General features: G+C 70.7%; 19 protein-coding genes and 4 pseudogenes. 7 read left to right on the top strand and 16 right to left on the bottom strand.

Features of this window, described 5'->3' with window-relative positions:
• Window positions 1-15 precede the first annotated feature (15 nt).
• Entirely contained in the window at window positions 16-1,728 is a 1,713-nt protein-coding gene (locus ACX9I7_RS28740) for a sensor histidine kinase (RefSeq protein ID WP_459388968.1), read from the top strand.
• Window positions 1,729-1,746: 18 nt separating this feature from the next.
• Here ACX9I7_RS28740 and ACX9I7_RS28735 read toward each other — a convergent pair whose 3' ends face one another.
• The gene (locus tag ACX9I7_RS28735; RefSeq protein WP_387570332.1) at window positions 1,747-2,457 is read right to left on the bottom strand and encodes a response regulator; all 711 of its coding nucleotides are present in this window, start codon (window positions 2,455-2,457) and stop codon (window positions 1,747-1,749) included.
• A gap of 352 nt (window positions 2,458-2,809) precedes the next feature.
• Here ACX9I7_RS28735 and ACX9I7_RS28730 point away from each other — a divergent pair, with 352 nt between their 5' ends.
• Window positions 2,810-3,418 (top strand): CBS domain-containing protein, encoded by a 609-nt coding sequence (locus ACX9I7_RS28730; protein WP_387570335.1) that lies wholly within the window; start codon window positions 2,810-2,812, stop codon window positions 3,416-3,418.
• Window positions 3,419-3,473: 55 nt separating this feature from the next.
• Here the strand turns inward: ACX9I7_RS28730 and ACX9I7_RS28725 are convergent, their stop codons facing one another.
• Window positions 3,474-4,346, bottom strand: a complete 873-nt coding sequence (locus tag ACX9I7_RS28725) for a universal stress protein (protein WP_459388967.1) — start codon at window positions 4,344-4,346, stop codon at window positions 3,474-3,476.
• Between the two features lie 501 nt (window positions 4,347-4,847).
• Between ACX9I7_RS28725 and ACX9I7_RS28720 the strand changes: the two genes are divergently transcribed.
• On the top strand, window positions 4,848-5,681 hold the full coding sequence (locus tag ACX9I7_RS28720; protein ID WP_459388966.1) for a DUF6544 family protein: 834 nt from the start codon (window positions 4,848-4,850) through the stop codon (window positions 5,679-5,681).
• Window positions 5,682-5,756: 75 nt separating this feature from the next.
• Here the strand turns inward: ACX9I7_RS28720 and ACX9I7_RS28715 are convergent, their stop codons facing one another.
• The 9 genes and pseudogenes from ACX9I7_RS28715 to ACX9I7_RS28675 form a co-directional block, all read right to left on the bottom strand.
• The gene (locus ACX9I7_RS28715) at window positions 5,757-6,959 is read right to left on the bottom strand and encodes a globin domain-containing protein (protein ID WP_459388965.1); all 1,203 of its coding nucleotides are present in this window, start codon (window positions 6,957-6,959) and stop codon (window positions 5,757-5,759) included.
• Window positions 6,960-7,176: 217 nt separating this feature from the next.
• Window positions 7,177-7,827, bottom strand: coding sequence for a CBS domain-containing protein (locus ACX9I7_RS28710; RefSeq protein ID WP_459388964.1), 651 nt, complete (start codon window positions 7,825-7,827; stop codon window positions 7,177-7,179).
• A 3-nt stretch (window positions 7,828-7,830) separates the two neighbouring features.
• Window positions 7,831-8,538: a CBS domain-containing protein gene (locus tag ACX9I7_RS28705; protein ID WP_459388979.1), complete on the bottom strand. Its 708-nt coding sequence runs from the start codon at window positions 8,536-8,538 to the stop codon at window positions 7,831-7,833.
• A gap of 368 nt (window positions 8,539-8,906) precedes the next feature.
• Window positions 8,907-9,518 (bottom strand): annotated as a pseudogene (locus ACX9I7_RS28700) (FG-GAP repeat domain-containing protein); the annotation flags it as partial.
• Window positions 9,519-9,607: 89 nt separating this feature from the next.
• A pseudogene (locus ACX9I7_RS28695) lies at window positions 9,608-9,940 on the bottom strand (NHL domain-containing protein); the annotation flags it as partial.
• Window positions 9,941-10,729: 789 nt separating this feature from the next.
• Window positions 10,730-10,957 (bottom strand): hypothetical protein, encoded by a 228-nt coding sequence (locus ACX9I7_RS28690; RefSeq protein WP_387570344.1) that lies wholly within the window; start codon window positions 10,955-10,957, stop codon window positions 10,730-10,732.
• A 63-nt stretch (window positions 10,958-11,020) separates the two neighbouring features.
• Window positions 11,021-11,707 (bottom strand): helix-turn-helix domain-containing protein, encoded by a 687-nt coding sequence (locus tag ACX9I7_RS28685; RefSeq protein ID WP_459388963.1) that lies wholly within the window; start codon window positions 11,705-11,707, stop codon window positions 11,021-11,023.
• 135 nt (window positions 11,708-11,842) lie between these two features.
• Window positions 11,843-12,535: a CBS domain-containing protein gene (locus ACX9I7_RS28680; protein WP_459388962.1), complete on the bottom strand. Its 693-nt coding sequence runs from the start codon at window positions 12,533-12,535 to the stop codon at window positions 11,843-11,845.
• Window positions 12,535-13,212 (bottom strand): CBS domain-containing protein, encoded by a 678-nt coding sequence (locus ACX9I7_RS28675; protein WP_387571189.1) that lies wholly within the window; start codon window positions 13,210-13,212, stop codon window positions 12,535-12,537. The genes ACX9I7_RS28680 and ACX9I7_RS28675 overlap by 1 nt, the downstream gene beginning before the upstream one ends.
• A 302-nt stretch (window positions 13,213-13,514) precedes the next feature.
• On the opposite strand from ACX9I7_RS28675, the gene ACX9I7_RS28670 reads away from it, so the two are divergent.
• Window positions 13,515-13,934: a hypothetical protein gene (locus ACX9I7_RS28670; RefSeq protein ID WP_387570352.1), complete on the top strand. Its 420-nt coding sequence runs from the start codon at window positions 13,515-13,517 to the stop codon at window positions 13,932-13,934.
• Window positions 13,935-14,245: 311 nt separating this feature from the next.
• On the opposite strand, the gene ACX9I7_RS28665 is transcribed toward ACX9I7_RS28670, so the two are convergent.
• A complete protein-coding gene (locus ACX9I7_RS28665; RefSeq protein WP_459388961.1) occupies window positions 14,246-15,118 on the bottom strand; it encodes a universal stress protein in 873 nt (290 codons plus the stop codon).
• A 102-nt stretch (window positions 15,119-15,220) separates the two neighbouring features.
• Entirely contained in the window at window positions 15,221-15,655 is a 435-nt protein-coding gene (locus tag ACX9I7_RS28660; protein WP_387570357.1) for an Hsp20/alpha crystallin family protein, read from the bottom strand.
• 282 nt (window positions 15,656-15,937) lie between these two features.
• On the opposite strand from ACX9I7_RS28660, the gene ACX9I7_RS28655 reads away from it, so the two are divergent.
• Window positions 15,938-16,636, top strand: a complete 699-nt coding sequence (locus tag ACX9I7_RS28655; protein WP_387570360.1) for a response regulator — start codon at window positions 15,938-15,940, stop codon at window positions 16,634-16,636.
• Window positions 16,637-16,674: 38 nt separating this feature from the next.
• Window positions 16,675-17,682 carry a 2-hydroxyacid dehydrogenase gene (locus tag ACX9I7_RS28650; protein ID WP_387570363.1) on the top strand — a complete coding sequence of 336 codons (1,008 nt, stop codon included), beginning with the start codon at window positions 16,675-16,677 and terminating at the stop codon, window positions 17,680-17,682.
• A gap of 79 nt (window positions 17,683-17,761) precedes the next feature.
• On the opposite strand, the gene ACX9I7_RS28645 is transcribed toward ACX9I7_RS28650, so the two are convergent.
• From ACX9I7_RS28645 to ACX9I7_RS28635, 3 genes and pseudogenes are all read right to left on the bottom strand, one after another.
• On the bottom strand, window positions 17,762-18,040 hold the full coding sequence (locus tag ACX9I7_RS28645) for an SHOCT domain-containing protein (protein WP_459388960.1): 279 nt from the start codon (window positions 18,038-18,040) through the stop codon (window positions 17,762-17,764).
• 111 nt (window positions 18,041-18,151) lie between these two features.
• Window positions 18,152-19,576 (bottom strand): annotated as a pseudogene (locus ACX9I7_RS28640) (sensor histidine kinase); the annotation flags it as partial.
• A gap of 46 nt (window positions 19,577-19,622) precedes the next feature.
• A pseudogene (locus ACX9I7_RS28635) lies at window positions 19,623-19,706 on the bottom strand (hypothetical protein); the annotation flags it as partial.
• Between the two features lie 167 nt (window positions 19,707-19,873).
• Here ACX9I7_RS28635 and ppk2 point away from each other — a divergent pair.
• Window positions 19,874-20,692 (top strand): polyphosphate kinase 2, encoded by an 819-nt coding sequence (gene ppk2 / locus ACX9I7_RS28630; RefSeq protein WP_459388959.1) that lies wholly within the window; start codon window positions 19,874-19,876, stop codon window positions 20,690-20,692.
• Window positions 20,693-20,744 lie beyond the last annotated feature (52 nt).

Here is a 20,744-nt window from a genome sequence, read left to right as displayed (position 1 = left end):
ACGAGGAGGGTGCCGGTGGACAGGGACAAAAAGCCGTCGCGTGTGCCGCGGTTGCGCCTGGACGAGCTGCTGGACGAGCTGCAGACGCGGATCGACGACGCCCGTGGCACCCGCGACCGGGTGCACAGCCTGCTGGAAGCGGTGCTGTCCGTGGGACGTGAGCTGGACCTCACCCACGTCCTGAACAGCATCGTCGAAGCCGCGGCCGTGCTGGTCGACGCCCAGTACGCGGCGCTGGGAGTGATCGGCCCGGACGGACGCACGCTGTCGCAGTTCCTGACGGTGGGCCTCTCGCAGGAGGAGATCGACGCGATCGGCCCCTTCCCCTCCGGTCACGGCATCCTCGGAGAGCTCATCCGCAAGCCGGAGCCCCTGCGTCTGAAGGAGCTCGGGGCGCACCCGGCCTCCTACGGATTTCCCGCCCACCATCCGCCGATGTTCACGTTCCTGGGCGTGCCGATCCGGGTGCGCGACGAAGTCTTCGGCAATCTCTACCTGACCGACAAGCGCGGCGGGCAGGAGTTCGACGCCGAGGACGAGGCGGTTCTCACCACACTCTCCGTGGCCGCCGGTGTGGCCATCGACAACGCCCGCCTGTACGAGGCGGCGCAGCGGCAGCACCTGTGGCTCCAGGCGGGCGGTGAGATCGCCAGCAGCCTGTTGTCGGGCACGGCACGCCAGGACGTCCTGGAAATGATCGCGGTCCGGGCCCGGGAGATCACCGGGGCGGTGCTGGCGGACGTCTCCGTGCCGGTGTCCGACACGGAGCTCCAGGTCGAGCTGGCGATCGGGACGAGAACCGAGGAGCGCGCCGGGCTCGTGCTCCCGATAGCGGGCACGCTCTCCGGGCAGGCCTACGGCTCGAGGTCCCGGGCGGTCAGCGTCGACCTGGCCGGTGACGCACGGTTCGCCGCCGGTCCACGGCGCTTCGAGGGCCTGGGGCCCGCGGTCGCGGTGCCGCTGGGGACGGAGGCCGGGGCAGTGCCGGGCGTGCTGTTGCTGGCCCGCGCCGCCGGCCGGACGCCGTTCACCGAGGACGAGATCCGGCCGCTGGAGGTGTTCGCCGGTCAGGCGGCTCTCGCGCTGGAGCTGGCCGACCGGCGACGTGACGCCGAGCAACTGGCGCTGCTGGAGGACCGTGACCGCATCGCCCGTGACCTGCACGACCTGGCCATCCAGCGGCTCTTCGCCACGGGCATGACCTTGCAGAGCGCCGCCCGGTTCATCGACCACTCGGGAGCCGCCGAGCGCGTCACCCGAGCCGTCGGCGACCTGGACGACACCATCAAGATCATCCGATCGACCATCTTCGGGCTGCGCGCGAAGGACTCCGAGCCCGGTCCGCTGCTGCGCGCCCGTGCGGCCCGGGCCGTGGGCGAGGCCGCCACCCACCTCGGATTCCCGCCGCGGCTGAGCATGGAGGGCCTGCTGGACACCGACGTCTCGGCACAAGTGGCCGATCACGTCGTCGCCGTGCTCGTCGAGGCCCTGAGCAACGTCGCCCGGCACGCCCACGCCACGCGAGTGGAGGTGGGCTTGCGGGCCACGGCCGACCGGGTGCTGCTGACGGTGGCCGACAACGGCGTCGGCATCCCCGAGGGAGGGCGCCGCAGCGGGCTGCGCAACCTCGCGGAACGGGCGGAGGCCGTAGGCGGCGGCCTGGAGATCGAGTCTCCCGCCGAGGGCGGCAGCCGTCTGGTGTGGACGGCGCCGCTCGGCCGCGCCTAGACCTCGCAGCCTTCCGCGTCAGCCCGCGTGTCCCTGCCCGGGGTGCGGGGGCTGCTGCTCGGCGACCAGTGCCTCGGTGGCGATGACCGCGGCCTGCACGCGCCGCTCGACGCCGAGCTTGGCCAGCAGCCGGGAGATGTGGTTCTTGACCGTCTTCTCCGCCAGGTAGAGCTTCTGGCCGATCTGGCGATTGGTCAGCCCCTCACCGATGAGGCCGAGGATCTCCCGTTCGCGGTCGGTCAGGCCCGCCAGGGCCTGCGGCTGCTCCTTGCTCGTCCCCCCGTCGCGCAGCCGGGCCATCAGCCGGGTGGTGGCTCCGGGATCGAGCATCGACTGCCCGGCCGCCACCGTGCGGACCGCCGTCACCAGGTCGGTGCCGCTGATCTGCTTGAGCACATAACCGGCCGCACCGGCCATGATGGCGTCGAGCAGGGCCTCCTCGTCGTCGAAGGAGGTCAGCATCAGGCAGGCGAGTTCCGGCATGCGGGAGCGCAGCTCCCGGCACACCGACACGCCGTCGCCGTCGGGCAGCCGCACGTCCAGGACGGCCACGTCCGGGCGCAGGGCCGGGATGCGGGTCAGGGCCTGTTCGGCGGTGCCCGCCTCGCCGACAACGGTCAGGCCGGGTTCGGCGTCCAGCAGGTCGTGGACCCCGCGCCGCACCACCTCATGGTCGTCGAGCAGAAAGACCCTGGTCGTCCTGGCCTGCTCCGTGGCACTGTCCGGCATACCCACACTCTCCATCACCCTCGTCCCGTCAGGTCGTCCCCGACGGGTTCCGTCGTGCAGCCTGCCCCGGGCCGGGGCCGTTCGGACAGGGCCCAACGGCCCCAAGAACCCCGCGTACGGGCCCATCCTCGTACCCACGGTACGGAAGCCCTCGGCAAGGGCCCGGTCGGCCGCGGTCCGGCGCCTCCGAGGGGCTGCTCGGCCCCGCCTCGGGAAGGACCGGCCACGGGACCGGTCGGCCCCTGCGCGGAAGCGGGCGGAGGGGCAGGCTGGAGGGGATCGATGGTCGTCCGTTCCGGGCGGGTTCGTGAACACGTCCCGAAAGGATCTGGCAGGAGAGGAGGGACACCCCGTGCAGAGCCTGATCGTCGGCGAGCTCATGACGTCCCGTGTGGCGCGCGCACGCCCCGAGACGTCCTTCGACGGCCTCGTACGGTTGCTGCGCCGACGCCGCGTCAGCGGCGTGCCGGTGCTCGACCGGGACGACAAGGTCGTGGGAGTGGTCTCGGAGAAGGACCTGACGAAGACGCGCGATCGCCGGGCCACGGCGGCGGAGCTGATGTCCAGCCCCGCGATCACCGTGCACCCCGAACAGCGCGGGGTCGACGCCGCCCGCGTCATGGACCGTCACCGTGTCAACCGGCTGCCCGTCGTGGACGAGGAGGACCGGCTGATCGGCATCGTGACCCGCGGTGATCTGATGCGTCTCTTCCTGCGCACCGACGCCGCGATCCGCGCGGACGTCGAGGGGCAGGTGTTCTCCCGGGCGACACGGGCACCCGAGGGGGCCGTGCGCGTCGCGGTCAGCGACGGGCTCGTCATGCTGGACGGCCAGGTGCCGGCCACTGTCGACATCCCGGGGGCCGTACGACAGGCGTGGAGGGTGGACGGTGTCACCGGCGTGGTCAGTCGTCTGCGCACCGGAGACGAGGAGAAGGCCACCGGCCCCGGTCGGCGCTGACCGGAGCCGGCGGCAGCACCGGCCGGTACCCGGGGGACCCGGGGGGGGAAGAGGGCTACAGGTGGGGGACTACGGCGACGGGGCAGGGCGCGTGGTGCGGCGCCGCGTGGGTGACCGAGCCGATCCGCCGGAGGTCGTGGGCCCCGGGGAGACGGCGTCCCACCACCATCAGGGCGGCGCCGGGGGCGTTGGAGAGCAGGACCTCCGCCGCGCTGCCGGTCTCGACGTGTTCGACGACCTCGACCCGCGGATACTTCTCGCGCCACGGGCGCAGGGCCTCGGACAGCCGCTCGCGCTCGAGCCGCTCTAGGCCACCGGCCTCGTCGGCCAGGTCCAGCGATCCCGGGCTCCAGGCGAAGACCGTCGGGACGCTCCAGGCCCGTACGGCCCGTACCCGCGCACCGCGTGCCGCCGCCGCGGCGAAGGCGAACTCCAGCACCGGGCCGCCGGTCCCGTCCACCTCCTGCACGCCCACGACCACCTCGTCGATGGCCGGCCCGGGCCCGTCCCGGCGCGCCGGGCGTACCAGGACCACCGGCCGGACCGCTTGACGCAGCACCTTCAGAGCGACGGAACCGAGCAGATGACCGACCACCGTCCCATGGCCCCGGGAACCGAGGGCGAGCAGGTCGGCCTCGGCCGCCTCGGAGAGCAGCGCCGGCACGGCCTCGGCCGGAAGCAGCTCTGTGGTCACGGCCAGAGCGGGGAAGGCAGCGGTCACCCGCTCCCGCGCCTCGCGCAGGACATCGGCCGCCCACCGCCGCTGTACGTCCGCGTCCGCGGCGACGGGGGTGTCCAGTGGTTGCCACACCCACGCGTGAACGAGCCGCAGCGCCATGTCGCGGCGCGATGCCTCGGCAGCCGCCCAGTCCGCCGCCGCGAGGCCGTGGTCGGTTCCGTCCACTCCGACGGTGATCGTGCCGGGCATGAGAGCCTCCGGAAAGGGGAGAAGTGATGGGGACGGCGCGACCGCGGCCGTCATGTGCGCAGCTGCTTCGACACCTGGACCGGTCCGCCCTTGGGCGTGCTGCCGGGAACATCGGTGAAACCCAGGTGGGAGACGCCCCGGCCGTCGGTCCAGCGGACCGGTGCCCACCGGACGTCGACCCCGGACGAGCCCTCCTGCGCGTCTCCAGGGCGAGGAGTCCTTGCGGCTCAGCGCGCTCCCCCTACCGTCGGACCTCCGGCGAGCCGGAGTCACGGGGCCGAAGGTCCCTCGGGCCTGACGGACGCCGGTCCGTGGGGGACCGAACGGACCTCGGGCGAAGGGCACCGAGGTTCCGGCGCGGCTCAGGCCGGGCCGGGCCACCGGCCCCCACGGGCCGGCGGTCGCCCCTTCCGTGCCGTTCGGCCCTGGCGCGGGCCGGCGGGAGACAGCCAGTGTCGGCTCGTGGGCCCTGCTGACGGGACCGCACCCATGGAGGTGAAGATGACCCGATTCATCCCGCACCACGGCAGCCACACGACGAGCCCGGCGCGACTGCCGGGCGGCGCCCCGCCAGCCGTACCCGCGCCGCCCGGGCGGGTACGGCGGGACTGGGCCGCCTTGGCCGCCCCCACGGTGTCCCCGGCCCGGTTCGCCCCGCACATGACCGATGGCCTGCCCGCGCCCGTGACCAGGTGGCTCGCCCACGCCATCGCCCCGGGCGCGCCTCTGCTGGAAACGGTCGAGCTGGTCACGCACGGCGAGATCCGGATGGGCACGTGGCGGCGCTTCCGCGCCCGTCAGATTCTCGCACCGCCGCGAGGGCTGGTCTGGGCCGCCCGGTCGCACCTCGCCGGGCTGCCCGTCAGCGGGTACGACCGCTACAGCGGCGGAACCGGCGAGATGCGCTGGCGGCTGCTGCGCGCCGTGCCCGTCATGTCGGGCTCCGGCCCCGACGTCACCCGCGGCGCGGCCGGCCGCGTGGCCTGTGAGTTCCCGCTCGTACCCGCGACGGCGCGGGGGACGGCGGTCCGCTGGGAGCCGGCTGACGACGACCGGCAGGCCGTGGCGCATGTGCGCGTCGGCCGGGAGGAGTTCGCCGTGACGGTGCGCGTGTCACCTTCCGGGCGCCTCGAGTCGGCCTCACTGCTCCGGTGGGGTGACCCCGACGGACGCGGCTACGGGAAGCACCCCTTCGGCGCGGTCTTCGAGGGAGAGGCCCGCTTCGGTGACTTCACGTTGCCACGCACCGTCCGCGCCGGATGGTGGTTCGGCGGCGACAGGTGGCCCGAGGGGGAGTTCATCCGCTTCACCGTCGACGAGGCCGCGTACCGCTGAAACCCGGAACAACGCGTGAGGAGTGGCGAGGACGGTGAAGCCGGTCCCGCCACTCCTCACATACGGGCACCGGCCTCACCCGGTGGCGTCGGCCAGCCACAGGTCGGGGCCGAAGACCTCGTACCTGATGTCGCGCGCCGGCACCCCGGCCCGCAGCAACTCGGCACGCATCCCACGCATGAACGGGAGCGGGCCGCACAGGTAGACGCTCGCGTCCTTCGGCACGTCGACGTCGTCGAGGCCCATGGTCCCGGTCGGGGCCGTCGGCTCCTCGGCACCGGGACGCTCGTACCAGAACAGGGAGCGGGCCGTCGGCAGGGCTTTCACCAGCCGGTCGGTGTCGGCGCGCAGGGCGTGGTCGGCGGGGGAGCGGTCGGCGTGCAGGACGATGACCGGTCGGGTGGAGCCGGTGGCCGCGAGGTGTTCGAGCATGCCGACCATGGGCGTGCAGCCGATGCCGGCCGAGACCAGCGCCAGCGGCCGGTCGCTCTCGTCGAGGACGACGTCGCCGAAGGGCGCCGAGAGGGTGAGTTCGTCGCCCGTCCGTACGGAGTCCAGCAGGAGGTTGGACACCTCGCCGTCGGGAACGCCCTCCCCCCGGACCCGTTTGACGGTGATTCGGCGCGTCCCGTCTCCGGGTGCCGAGGAGATGCTGTACTGGCGCAGCTGGTGTACCCCGTCCGGCATGCGCACCCGCACGCTCACGTACTGGCCCGCCCGGGCTCGCGGTGCCGGCGCGCCGTCGGCAGGGCGCAGTAGGAAGGACGCCGCGTCCGGGGTCTCCTCGCGCCGCTCGACGACGGTCCAGCGGCGCCAGGACTGTCCCGGCCGCACCTGGGCTTCGTGGTAGAGCCCGGCTTCCTGGGCGATCAGGGCACCGGCCATGAGCCAATACACCTCGTCCCAGGCCGCCGCCACCTCCGGTGTGACGGCGTCGCCGAGGACGTCGGCGATGGCGGCGAAGAGGTACTTGTGCACGATCGTGTACTGCTCGTCGGTGACGCCGACCGCCGCGTGCTTGTGGGCGATGCGGCCGAGCAGCACGTCCGGGCGCGTGTGGGGGTCGGCCAGCAACGCTCCCGCGAACGCGGCGATCGAGCCGGCCAGCGCCCGGCGCTGGTGACCGCTGGCCTGGTTACCACGGTTGAACAGGCCGTCGAGCAGTTCGGGGTGCTCGGCGAACATGGTCGCGTAGAAGCGGGCGGTGATGTCGTCCAGTGCGCCGCCCACGGTGGGAAGCGTGGCCCGGATCACCGAGGCCGACTCGGGAGAAAGCATGAGTACTCCTAAAACCTATGGCCCGGTGGCCCGAGAGCCGTGGAAACGGCCGACGCGATTGCTCATAGCCTGCGGGAGAACGCCCCTGTGACACGGTGGGCCAACGGCCTCCTTCCGGGGCCGGACGGTCCCGGAGGCCGGTGCCGCCGCCGTACGGCTCCGTATGACCACCTCCATGACGCCTACCGGATTCGGGATATTTCATCCTGCTTTGAGGTCAGGTGGTGGGGGCGTTCAGCCGGATGTCGGCGGAGACGACGCCTTCGACCGCTCGCACCAGTCGTGTCACCAGCGGGATCAGCGCCGTGTCGGCCATGTGCCCGGAGAGGGTGACGATGCCTTCCTCCACGCGGATCTCCACTGTCGGTTCCCGGTGGGGGAAGAGCGGCACGATGACATCGTCGCGGATCTCGGCGGCGATGTCGTCGTCGCCGCGCAGGTAGACCTTGAGCAGGTCGCTACGGCTGACGATGCCGACGAGCCTGCCTTCCGCGTCCACGACGGGCAGGCTCTTGACGCCCCGGTGGGCCATGGCGCGTGCGGCTTCCGCGACGGTCGCGCCGCCGTGCACCGTGACGGCGGGGGTGCTCATGAGGTCCTCCGCCGTCCTCGCGCCGGCTTTCGCCAGGTCGCCCAGTTGGTGGAGCCCGTCGACGTCGGTCTGCTCGCGGCCCTTGTGCTCCTCCTTCGACAGGAGGTCGGCCTCGGAGACCACCCCGATCACACGGTTCTCGCCCTCCAGGACGGGCACCGCGCTGACCTTCCACTCCGCGAGCGTCCGCACGAGCTCCTTGTAGACGGCGGTACGGCTGACCACCACCACGGTCTGGGTCATCACATCGCTGACGTTGCTCTGCGTGTACCGCATCACTTACCTCCTCTGCGGACTGCCGGAAACGGCACGGACGGGGGAGGCCGCCTCCGTGCCGTTTCCGGTGCACGAGATGCGCTGGTGGACCGATACGACTCCGTCCACCGCGCGGCACAGGTGATCGATGACGGGGATCAGGCCCGCGTCTTCCGGTCCCACGGTGCCGGTGAGGGTGACCTGCCCCTCGGACACCTCGGCGGTCACCGCCGACGGCGCCAGGCCCATGGTCCCTACCAGGAGGTCGCGTTCGATCTCGGAGCGGATGGCGGCATCGTCACGCAGGTAGACCCGCAGGATGTCCGAACGACTGATGATCCCGAGCAGTCTGAGGGCCTCGTCGACCACGGGCAGACGCTTGACGTGCCGCGTCGTCATCAGACGGGCCGTCTCCACCACGTTCCAGCCGGGCCGGGCGCAGACCGGGGGAGCGGTCATGAGCTCGTCGGCCCGTGCGCCTTCGGCCTTCGCCCGCTTCGCGGGACCGAGGTGGGGGAGGGGCAGGAGACCGAAGGGATCGGGCAGGCCGGCGGGCTTGCGGATCAGGTCGGCCTCGGAGACCACGCCCACCACGCGGCCGTCACCCTCCACGACCGGTACGGCCGTGACGTCGTTCTCCGCGAGTTCCCGGACGATCCTCTTGAACGGCGTGTCCGGGCGCACGATGACCACGTTCCGGGTCATGAGCTCGGCGACCGTGCGGTGCTCCACCATCTTCAGCTCCTTCACATCTGACGCTCCACTCATCAGACTGACGCCCGGAGCCGGGTATGGCTTTGGGCCGCTCGGTCCGAGGACCGGGGCCATGGGTCCTCGGCAACGGGACGGGATCGCCGGGCTACGGTGTGAGGACACGCCCGGCCACTGGGGTGGTGCGAGGGCTCGGCCGCGTCCGTCAGGTGGAGCACTTGGGGGCGGCCGGCGAAGCCGTCCCAGGACTCCGCGTCCTCCAGCGGGCCGTTCCACATCAGCTCGCCCACGCACGTTTGCCCTCCATGCCGTGGTGCCGGCCGGCAGCGCCGCCGTGGCTCAGCACCCGACCGAACGGCACCTGTTCCCCGCGGAGTTGCGGACGACAGCTATCGGGTCCTGAAACGACGGAAGAGGTTTCGCGCCACGTACACACCCGGGCCGCCGAAGCCGACGATGTCGGCGCGTCCGTCACCGGTGATGTCGACGAGGAAGCGGGGATGACGGCCGACCCGCCAGGCGCCGGCGTCGTCGTTGTGCCCGAACCCCCGGCACACCAGCTGATCCTGCTCGAACTGGCCGTCGCCGCGGCTGTGCGACACCCAGACCCCCTCGTCGCCGAAGCCGACGATGTCCGCGTTGCCGTCACCGGTGACGTCGGCGAGAAAGCGGAGGTGCTTCTTACCCGTCCAGCCCTGGGCGAGCCCGAAGTCGTTCAGGACGAGCTTGGAGGGCTCGAACGTGCCGTCGCAGCGCCCGCGCGAGACGACCACGCCCTGCGGGCCGAACCCGACGATGTCCACTGCTCCGTCACCGGTGGTCTTGAGCAGGAACCGCGGGTGCTCCTCGACCGAGCTCCACCCTTGGCCGACCCCGAAGTCGTCGAGGACGTACAGGGGATCGGGGAACGTGCCGTCCTCGTCCTGGAGGGATACCCAGACACCGTCGTCGTGGAAGCCGACGATGTCGGCGCGTCCGTCACCGGTGAGGTCGACGAGGAACAGCAGACCACCGTGCCCGACTCGGGCAACCCCGCCATCCTCGGCGCCGCGACCTTCCGGATCCGGTGATTGCCGGCATCGGCGATGTAGACGGCGCCTGCGCCGTCCACCGCCACCTCACGCGGACAGTTCAACCGGGCCGAGACGGCAGGGCCGTCGTCCCCGCTGAATCCCGGCTCCCCGGTCCCCGCGACCGTCCGGATCCTCCCGTCAGTCGTGATCTTCCGGACCCGGTGGTTGTGGTGATCGGAGAAGTAGAAGGTGCCGGTGCTGTCGACGGCGATCCCGTACGGACCGTTCAACTGAGCTGCAGCGGCGGGGCCTTTGTCCCCGCCGAATGCCGCGTCCCCGGTCCCCGCGACCGTTCTGATCGGCCGGGCAGAGTCCTCATCACCTAAAGCAGCCGTGTGGGCAGTACTCATCGTCATCCCTTCGCCGTCACCGACCGCTCACCACCGACGGTCGCCGCAGGTCTGCCAGTCCTGGCCGGGTGCCGTACTCTCCGCCCCGGCAAGGGCCGCTACCAGCCCTCCTCGTCGGACGGAGAACCTCTCTGGCGACAAGGTGCGAGGCGACCGTGTCACCGGGGGCGCGCTCCTCCCATGCTGAAGGCCGGCGGACGCCCGTCCGGGCCCGTGGCGGGCAAACCCGTCCATCAAGTGATCCGGCAGCACTGCCGGCGCGCCCGGCACACGTCCGGCGGACAGTGTGCGTCTGTGCCCCGGCGTACGCACCAATTTTGACGTTGCTGTTCCGGGCCGGGTTCACCCGCGGGTGGAGGAGATCGGGCGGCGGCTCGAGGCGTGGGCGGCCGCGACGTCCTTGGCAAGGGATGCGACCGGGCGTGCACGCCTTGGGCCGTGTCCGGCGGCTCTTCGTCACGCGCTACCACGGCGCCCCTTAGGGGCGCGGGGAACTGCGCGATCGGCCGGCGACGGCCCGCAGCCGACACGCCGCCCCGGGGTCCGGGCGATCCGCGGGCGCGTCGTGGCTTGTCGCGCCCGCGCGGCGGAGCCGCACGGTGTCACGGCCCCGCGCCCCTACGGGGCACGGCATGATCCGCCGGACAGGGCGTAGCGCAGCGGGCTTCCACCGGATGGCGGCCCGCATGATCCCCGACGCGCCCGCCGGAGATGCCGAGCGGCCGGCTCGCTGGATCACCGTCCTGTTCCACCTCGATGACGCGCAGAGGAGTGTCCGGCGCTGCGGCGTCATGCGAACGGTGCGTTCATGTACGGCCTGGTCGAAGCGCTGCACCACACGGGGGCGTAGAAAGCGATGCGTGTGGCAGGTGAAGTCACAAAGAGGTCCACCGGTGTCGGACCGAGACCGGTGCCGCCGGCGTCGAGAGGCTGGCCCACGGTGAGCCCGTGACTGTGCGACGAGACACGATAGGACTCGCCGCCTGCGAAGGTCACGGTGAGTGTGCTGGTACCCATGGTGTCCCTCCTTTCCCGCTTCCAGCAATGCACGGCCGTGCACCGGGGCAAGGGACCAGTGGGTCAGGCCGTGCGGATGGTGCGTCCGCTGATCTGGCTCGGCACGATGCGGATCCACAGGTTCCGTGCGCCGCCCGCCCAAGGCTCCGCCCCTGGCCGCTCCGCCAGCGTGTGTACCTCGTCCGGGTCGGTGACGTGCTGCGCGGGCCCGACCACGAGGACGCTCCAGCCGTTCCTCAGATGCTCGTCGATGTGGTCGGTCTCGAAGGCCAGCTGGCCTCCGGCAGCTGCCGCCGCCGCACCTTCCGGGTCCGTGCGGTAGACGATGGTGTGTCCGTCGACCACGAAGTTGACCGGGAGGATGACAGGGCCGGTGTCGGCCGACAGGCTCAGGCGGCCGATGCCGTGGGTGCCGAGTCTTTCCCAGCACTCGCGCTCCGACAGCCGCATGAGCGTGGGGTGGGCTGCTGCCCCTGGCTGACCTGGTGGAGCGTCGCGGCGGCCCTCGATCAACTCCTCGTAGGACATCTCCAGCGCGGCGGCGAGCCGCATGACGGCGGCGGGGTCGAAGTCGCCGCTGAATTTCTCCAGCTGGCGAAGGTAGGCGACGGACATGCCGGCCCGGTTGGCCAGCTCTCCCTGTGTCATCCCGAGCTGCTCGCGGCGCAGTGAGGCGCGGGTGGCCATGGTGTCGCCGCCGCGGGACGAGGCATCCGCTGAACCGCCGGATGGCATCCCTTCGTCGTGCACGGCCGCTCCTCCGCACGTTCGCCCATCGGTGACCCGCGAGCCGCGTCGTCGACGCGGCTCGGTCGCTCACCTTCCAGGCGATCAGACGGAGCGGCCCTGCGCCAGCGCTGATCGGCCGTTCAGCGGGGCGGGACCTCAGAACTGCGGGCCCACGACCGGAGGCTCCGGGATCCGGTGTTTGGTGGTGGGCGCGGTCAGCTGCAGTTCGACGTTCACGACGCCTTCCACCGCGCGTACGAGCCGTGCGACGAGCGGGACCAGTGCCGCATCGTCCAGCGAACCGGAGAGGGTGACGACCCCCTCCGCCACGTGGGCTTCCACGGTCGGCTTCCGATTGCGGAACAGCCGTGCGAGGACCTCGTCGCGTACCTCCCGGGCGATGTCCTCGTCGTCACGCAGGTACACCTTGAGCAGGTCGCTGCGGCTGACGATGCCGGTGAGCATGCCCTCCGCGTCCACGACGGGCAGGTGCTTGACGCCCTTGCGGGCCATCACCCGGGCGGCCTCCGCCATGGTCGCGTTCGCGTGGATCGTGATCGCGGGCGTGCTCATCAGGTCCTCGGCGGTTGCCGCGCCGGCCTTGACCAGGTCGTCGATGCGGCGGAGCTGCTCGAAGCGGGAGGGGTCGCGGCCCTTGAACTCCTCCTTCGGCAGCAGGTCGGCTTCGGAGACGACCCCGACGACCCGGCCTTCGCCCTCCAGGACCGGCATCGCGCTGACCTTCCAGTCCGCGAGTGTCTTGACGATCTCCTTGTAGAGGGCGGTACGGCTTACTGCCACGACCGTCTGTGTCATGACGTCGCCGACGGTGCGCTGGGCGCTGTTCATCACCGGCTCCCGGGGAAGCGGCCGCCCGTGTCGTCACTCGTGTACGTGAGGCGCTGGTGGACCGCGACCACGCCGTCGACGGAGCGGCACAGCCGCTCGATGACGGGGATCATGCTGCGCGTCTCGACCGTTCCGGTGAGGGTGACCTGCCCTTCCGAGACCTCGGCGGTCACGGCGGACGGAGCCAGGCCCAGAGTGTGCTGCAGCAGGTCGTGGTGGATCTCGTCCCGGATCGCGGTGTCCTCGCGCAGGAACACTCGCAGGATGTCGGCGCGGCTGATGATGCCGACCAGCTTGTCGGTCTCGTCGACCACCGGCAGCCGCTTCACGCCCTGTACGGTCATGAGCCGGGCCGTCTCCACGACGTTCCACTCCGGCCGGGCGCACACCGGAGGGGCGGACATCAGCTCTTCCGCCCTGGCCCCCTCGGCCTTGGCTCGCTCCCATTCCGCAAGGTTCGGGACGGGTACGCGGCCGAAGGGGTCGGGCTGGTCGGCGGACTTGCGCATCAGGTCCGCCTCGGACACCACGCCGATCACCCGCCCGTCAGGGGCCACGACCGGCACGGCGGTGACGTCGTTCTCCGCGAGCTCCCTGACGATCTCCTTGAAGGGCGTGTCCTGGCGTACCTGGACCACCTTCCGGGTCATGAGCTCGTCGACCGTTCGGTGCTGCAGCATCGTCCCGCTCCTTCTCTTGCGAAGTCCTGGGCGTCCTTGTTTTCAGCGTGGCAGGCCGGTGCGGCCTTGGATTGAGCCGGTCGGGCCAGGCCGGGGGACACCCGGCCCTCCTGCCGACGGGTCCGGGTGTTGGGATATATGAGCGCAACGCACTCGTATGGGTGAAAAGGTGTCCGTGCCCTGTTGGTGACCGACGGTATGCGTTCTGCTGGCCTTGACTCCCGTTTCCGGGGAGCTTCCACCCAAGGGAGGAGGCAGCCGTGTTTCGGTCGAGGAAAGCGGCGGGACGCAGGTCCGCTGTGGTGGCGCTGGCGTGTGCCGCGGCCCTGACGGTGTCACACGGGCAGGCGTTCGCGGCGGCCGACTGGCGGCTGCCGAGCGGTCCCCCGGTGTCGCCGGGCGGCACGGTGTCGTTCTATCCGAAGGTGACCTGCGGCCAGGGTCCCTGCAGCTACAGCGACTCGTTCCTGCTGGTGGCGCGCGCTGTCAACGGCGCGCGCTTCGATACGAGCGGGAAGACGTCGTTCGACCTGGTAGAGACCAGCAACCAGGCGCGGGTGGGATCGTGCCAGGTGGAGGAGTACCGCGTGGTCTGCCAAGTCGCCGGCAGCGGTTCTGTCGATACTGGTGTCGGGCTGGTGTCCGCGCAGAGCGTCACCGGCGTCGCGCCTCCCGAAGCCGGCACTCCAGCCTTCTCGCTCAGCTGGTCCGATTCCTGAGGGAGTCGTCCACTTCGTGACCGGTGCCGGGTGGATCCCGCGGGGGCGGGCCCGGATCCGCACCGGCGGGGGCTGCGGAGGCGCTGGTGCGACGGCGTCGGCGCCGGGGCGGACGAGCCGGAGAGCGGTGATGCTCCATGCGCGCGCACCTCGGAGACCGCCTCGTCGTCGAGAGCCCGACGACGGGGCCCGACGCCCACGTCCCACACCTCGGACACGAAGCCGCGGCGCCGCGCTCCGGCTGACCGGGGAGGTCGCGTCGAGGCCCGGTGCCGGAACAGGATCTCCTGGCCGGCTGAGTTCGTGCCGCCTCACGCGTGGGGGACAACGGCGACCGGACAGACCGAGTGGTGCAGTGCGGTGTGGCTGACGCGGCCCAGCTGGAGGCCGAAGTGCCCCTGCCGCTTGGCGGATCCGAGGACCAGGAGGTCGGCATCCGCCGACTGATCGAGAAGCACCTTGTGCGCGGGACCCTCGGCGGTCACGCACTCGACAGTGACCTCCGGATAGTCGCTCTGCAACTGGTCCAGCATGTCGGCCAGGAAAGCGGAGGCTCGCTCCTCGTGTGCGTAGGCGGTATCGCCCGCCACTCCGGTACGGTCCGCGGGCCGCTGCTCGGCGCAACGCCACGCCCGTACGGCACGGACCTCGCACCCGCGTGCGTCTGCCTCCCGAAAGGCGAACCGCGCGGCGGCAGCGGACTCGTTGGGATCACCGGCTCCGAAGACGACCCGGCCGCACGTGCCCTGCACGTTCCGTTCCTCACCGCGCACCACCACGACCGGGCAGTGAGCGCGGCCGGCCACGGACAGACCCACCGAGCCGAGCAGCAGGCCCTTGAGGGCCCCGCGTCCCGAAGAACCGGTGACCAGGGCGGCTGCCTCGCGGGACTCCCGCACCAGGGCGGTGACGGCGTCCTCGGGCATCACCACGGGGTGCACTTTCACGTCCGGCGCCCGCTTCCGGGCCCGCTGCTCGGCCGAGGCGATGATCCGCTCGGTCATGACCTCGTCCACGGGTCGCTCGCTGCCGAACGTCGGAACCGACCCTTCGTAGCGCTCCCACAGTGACGCGTACACGATCCGCAGTGGCAGCTTGAGGCGAGCTGCTTCGTCCACCGCCCAGTCCAGGGCCGTCAGGCTGCCGTCGGATCCGTCCACGCCTACGACCAGGGGAAGCTCCATCGTTCCCACCGCCTTGCCTTGTGAATACGGGGAATGCGGGCCTTCGCCGGAAGCCTTGCCACTCGGACGGCCCGGCGCCTCTGCAGCCCGGCGGTCGGCCGCTCAGCCGGCACGCCGGACCGGAACGGTGCGAGTGGCCGGTGCTTCCTCGGCCGCTCGCGGGACGGTCACCGTGAGGATGCCGTCGCGGTATTCGGCTTCGAGGCCCTCGTCCGGGATCGGGAACGGCAGCCGGACGGACCGCTCGAACGAGCCGTAGCGGAATTCCGAGTGCCGCTTGTCTTCCGTGCTCTCGGAGTGCTCGGCCCTGACGGTCAGGGTGGCGCCCTCGACCGTGATCTCGATGTCCTTCTCCGGGTCCATGCCGGGCAGCTCGGCGCGCAGCACGTACTTCTCGTCCTCGTCCGTGACCTCGATCGGGATCACGTGGGAATCCCGGTGGCTCCGGACCACCGGCACGTCGGGGAACCCTGCCCCCAGCCACTCCATCAGCTCCGGCAGACCTGACCGGTGCCTGGATGTCGATGAGCCTGCCATGACGGGCCTCCTTGTCCCGGCGGTGCTTCACCGTCTTTTTGCGTTCTTCTCCTTCATCCACCATCCCGCGTGGCCGCGGCCCGGCCATGGGTCACCCGGCCCTGTGGCCCGGGCCGGACGGGACAAGGCCGCGGAGCGGCGGTGGAGTGTCCCGGTCCGTTTGGGCCGGTCGTCACGCTTATGGACCATTCGGCCCATGCCGGGCAGGGGAACACGGGATCATCCTCGTAGGAGCCCGGCCCTGGCGCGGCCGTCAGGCCGATCGTCTGCAGGGAGCCGGTTATGGATCAGACAATGACTTTCTCGCGGGAGCGGCCGATCCGGGTGTTCCTGCTGGACGACCACGAAGTCGTCCGGCGGGGCATCCACGACCTGCTGGACGCCGAGGACGACATCACCATCGTCGGAGAGGCCGGCACCATCGAACGTGCTCTGGCCCGGGGCCCGGCCCTCCGCCCGGATGTCGCGGTGCTGGACGTGCGGCTGCCCGACGGCGACGGCATCACCGTGTGCCGGGAGCTGCGCTCCCACGTGCCGGGTCTCGCCTGCCTGATGCTCACGTCCTTCGACGATGACGACGCCCTGCTCGACGCGATCATGGCCGGGGCCGCCGGCTATGTCCTCAAGCAGATCAAGGGTTCCGATCTCGTCGCCGCCGTCCGCACGGTCGCCTCCGGCCAGTCGCTGCTGGACCCGGCCACCACCACCCGGCTGATGAACAGTCTGCGGGGTGAGGGCGAGAGCGAACCCGAGGACGATCGGCTGGCCGGCCTGTCGCCACGCGAGCGCGACATCCTCGGGCTGATCGGTGAGGGGCTCACCAACCGCGAGATCGGCAAGCAGCTGTTCCTCTCCGAGAAGACCGTCAAGAACCACATCTCGCGTCTGCTCGCCAAGCTCGGCGTCGAGAGGCGCATCCAGGCCGCCGTGATCGCCACGGAGGCGGCAGCGCACCACGAGCCGCCGGGCCATCACGGCTGAGTGAACAGCCGCCCACGCACGACAAGGAGCACCGGATTATGGCGGGAATCGTCGCGTACGGAGTGACCACCGACGAGAGGCCGCTGCTGGAGCGCGCGCTCGGCCGGGACCACGACCTGCGATGCCTGGACCTCATCCTCGACGCGGACACGGTGGCGACGGCGACCGGGCGCAGGATCGTCTGCAGCAGTGTCAACGACATCCTGGACGAGAACGTCCTGCGGACCCTCGCCGAAGGCGGTACGGAGCTGATCACCCAACGCGCCACGGGCTACAACAACATCGATGTGGACGCGGCCCGGGAGCTGGGTCTGGCCGTGTCCCGGGTGTCGTTCTACTCGCCTTATTCCGTCGCCGAGTTCGCGTGGGCCCTCGCGCTCGCGGTCGACCGCAGGGTCCCGCGGGCCGTCGCCCGCACGCGTGACTTCGACTTCCGTCTGAACGGCCTCATGGGCCGGGACTTCCATGGGCGGACCGCGGGAGTGCTCGGCACCGGCAAGATCGGTACTGCGTTCGCCCGTATCGCCGCGGGGTTCGGGATGCGGCTGGTCGGTCATGACGTCGCACCGAACGAGGAGTGCGAGGCGCTGGGCATGGAATACGTCGACCGCAAGCGCCTGTTCGCCGAATCCGACCTGCTCAGCCTGCACGCGCCGTTGGTGCCCGAGACCTATCACGTCGTCGACGCCGGGGCGCTGGCGTTGATGAAGGACGACGCCATTTTGATCAACACCAGCCGCGGGGGCCTGCTGGACGCCCACGCGCTGGTCGAGACCTTGCGGGCCGGGCGGCTGGAGGGTGTCGGTCTGGATGTGTACGAGGAGGAGGCGGGTGTCTTCTTCTTCGACAAGTCCCTCGAGGTCATGACCGACGACACCCTTGCCCGGCTGATGACGTTCAGGAACGTTCTGATCAGCTCGCACCAGGCGTACTTCACCAGGGACGCGGTCGGGCAGATCGTGCAGACCACGGCGGACAACATCGCCGACCATCTCGCCGGGCGGACCAGCGACAACACGTTGGTGGCCCGCCCGTCACCCGTGTGAGGCGGATGGTCCGCCCATGGCCGGTTACCGGGGGGCAAGCGGAGATGAGTGAACAGTGCACTTACCGTGCGCACCCGATTCAGGCCACTGGCGGTGTACGTGGGCCTGAGGAACGCAATACGGCAAGGCGGTGTTGGTACTCCTCCTCGTCGATCTCGCTGCGGGCGAAGCGCTCGGCCAGGATCTGCTCGGGCGTGGGTGCGGGGGGAGCGGGCGTACGGGCGTGCTCGTGGGGCCGGCTGAGTGTGCGGAAGAGCAGCACGAGGGCGGTGATGATCAGCGCCCAGAAGAGGATCATGCCGATCGACATGGCGACCCAGCCCCAGCCGCCGACATTGTGGCCGTACCAGAACATCATCGCCGGTCACCTCCGGGTCGGGCCGGTGCGGGTTCGCGGCCCGTGCGCGATGTTCGTCCTTCTGCTGTCACTGTCCCTCGGAGACGACTGTGACGCGTGGGTCCATCGGCCCTATCCGGTGGGACCGGTCAGCCCCTGCTGATCCGCACGCCTTCCGCCGGCCCCCGGGGGAACGTCGAGCGGAACCCGCCAGACCAGTGTCGTGCCGCCGTCGGCCGGGGCCGTGAGGCGCAGTTCCCCGCCGTGGTTCTCGGCTCGTTCGGCGATATTGCGCAGGCCGCTGCGGCGCGCGCCCTCCGGAATCCCGACGCCGTTGTCGGTGACGGTGACCACCAGTTCCCGGCCGTTGTTGACGACGGAGATGTCCACCGTGCCGGCGTGCGCGTGCCGGGCGATATTGGTCAGGGTTTCGCCCAGGACGGCCACCGCGTCGTCGGCGATGCGGCGGGGCACCTCGATGTCCAGCAGGCCCTCCATGCGCAGGCCGGGCGCGAAGCCGAGAGCGCCGCCGGCCGCGTTGACGGTCTGGACCACGCGGGTGCGCAGGCCGTGCTGCGGTGCCGTCTCGCGCGCTCGCAGCCCGAAGATCGTCGAGCGGATGATCTTGATGGTTTCGTCAAGGTCGTTCACCGCCCGGCGGACCCGTTCCGACGCCTCGGGGTGGTCGATGAACCGGTCGGCGCTCTGCAGCGTCATGCCGGTCGCGAAGAGCCGCTGGATCGCCAGGTCGTGCAGATCGCGGGCGATCCGGTCGTGGTCCTCCAGCAGCGCGAGCTGCTCGGCGTCCGCGCGTCGTCCGGCCAGTTCCATGGCCAGGGCCGCCTGCCCGGCGAAGGTGAGCAGAGGCTCGACCTCCTCGTCCGCGAACTCCAGTCGTCCTCGGTCCCGGACCAGCAGCAGCACGCCGCGTACGTCGTCACCGGACTTCACGGGGACGGCGACCGCCGGGCCAAGTCCCGTCAACCGCTTGGGAGCCAGCGGTATCCGTGGATCGTCGGTGACGTCATGGCCGCGTACGGGGTCGCCCTGACGGAATGCCAGTCCCACCAGCGTTCCCTCCGCTGGGATCACCAGACCGCGCAGCTCGTCGCCGCGTGCCCCGATGGTCACTTCGGCGGTCAAGGACGCGCCGTCCGGGAGCGGCACGGAGAAGGCGGCCAGTTCGGCGCCGGTGATCTCCTTCGCCAGCTCGGCGATCAGAGTGGTGACGTCCGTGCGCGGTGTACCGGACATCAGTCTGGTCGTCACTTCGGCGCTCGCCCGCAGCCAGCGTTCCCGCCGCGTGGACTCCTCGTACAGCCGCGCGTTGTCGATGGCGACGCCGGCGGCGACGGCGAGGGTGGAGAGCATGGCCTCGTCCTCGTCCGTGAAGTCCGCTCCTCCGTGCTTCTCGGTGAGGTAGAGGTTGCCGAAGACCTGGTCGCGGACACGGATGGGCACGCCCAGGAAGCTGTGCATCGGCGGGTGGCGGGGAGGGAAGCCGTAGGAGGACGGGTGCTCGGAGATCTTCGGGATCCGCAGTGGTTCCGGGCGGCGGCTCCCGCAACAAGGGGTTGCCCATCAGGTAGATCTGCCCCACGGCCAGGTAGTTCGCGGCCCGCCAATGGGCATCCAGGACCCGCAGCTCCTCGTCTGTGGGACCGGTCGTCGTCGTAACGTCCCGCATGACTGCCTCCGAAAGGGGACGGGGGAACCTGCCTGCAACTTCTCCCCAGCCTGCTCCTTGCCCGCCGGCATCGCCAGGGCCGTTCGGAGGGCGTCCGGGGCCGTCCGGTCCCTATGAGGGCGCCCGGGGCGGCTCGCCCCGTAGCCTGAGGGGACGGTTTGGAGGCGATGGCAGTGGCGGACGGGGATGGGCCACGACGGCTCTCGCGCCCGATCTACGAGCGTGAGCTGTTGCGGCTGCAGGTGGAGCTGGTCAAGCTCCAGGAGTGGGTGCGTGCCGAAGGCGAGCGGCTCGTCGTCGTGTTCGAGGGACGCGACGCGGCGGGCAAGGGGAGCATAATCAAACGGGTGTCCGAGCGTCTCAACCCGCGGATCGCCCGGATCGCCGCACTGCCCGTCCCGACGGAACGGGAACGCACCCAGTGGTATTTCCAGCGTTACGTGGAGCACTTGCCGGCGGCCGGGGAAATCGTCCTGTTCGACCGGAGCTGGTACAACCGCGCCGGAGTCGAGCACGTCATGGGCTTCTGCACCGACGAGGAGTACGCACGCTTCCTGCGTGACTGCCCCGTCTTCGAACGACTCCTGGTCGAAGACGGGATCCTGCTGCGCAAGTACTGGTTCTCGGTGAGCGACGCGGTGCAGGAACAGAGGTTCCGCAATCGACTGGGAGACCCGACGCGACGCTGGAAGCTGTCGGCGATGGATCTGGAGTCGATTTCCCGCTGGGAGGCGTACTCCCGGGCCAAGGACGAGATGTTCGTACACACCGACATCCCGGAGGCACCGTGGTACGTCGTCGAGAGCGACGACAAGTACTCGGCCCGCATCAACATGATCGCTCACCTGCTCTCGACCGTCCCGTATCACGAAGTACCGCGGCCGGTCCTTGAGCTGCCGTCACGTCCGCCCTCCACGGGGTACCAGCGGCCTCCTCGGGATCAGCAGACGTATGTGCCGGACCACGCTGCCGAGCTTGCTGAATAGGACTGGCGACTGAGAAGTCATCTCATTTGGCTGTAAGCTTCGGATCATGGTG

The organism is Streptomyces sp. L500 (assembly GCF_054551825.1).
Note: the sequence above shows the minus strand (reverse complement) of the source record. Positions and strands in the feature narration are given on the sequence as shown.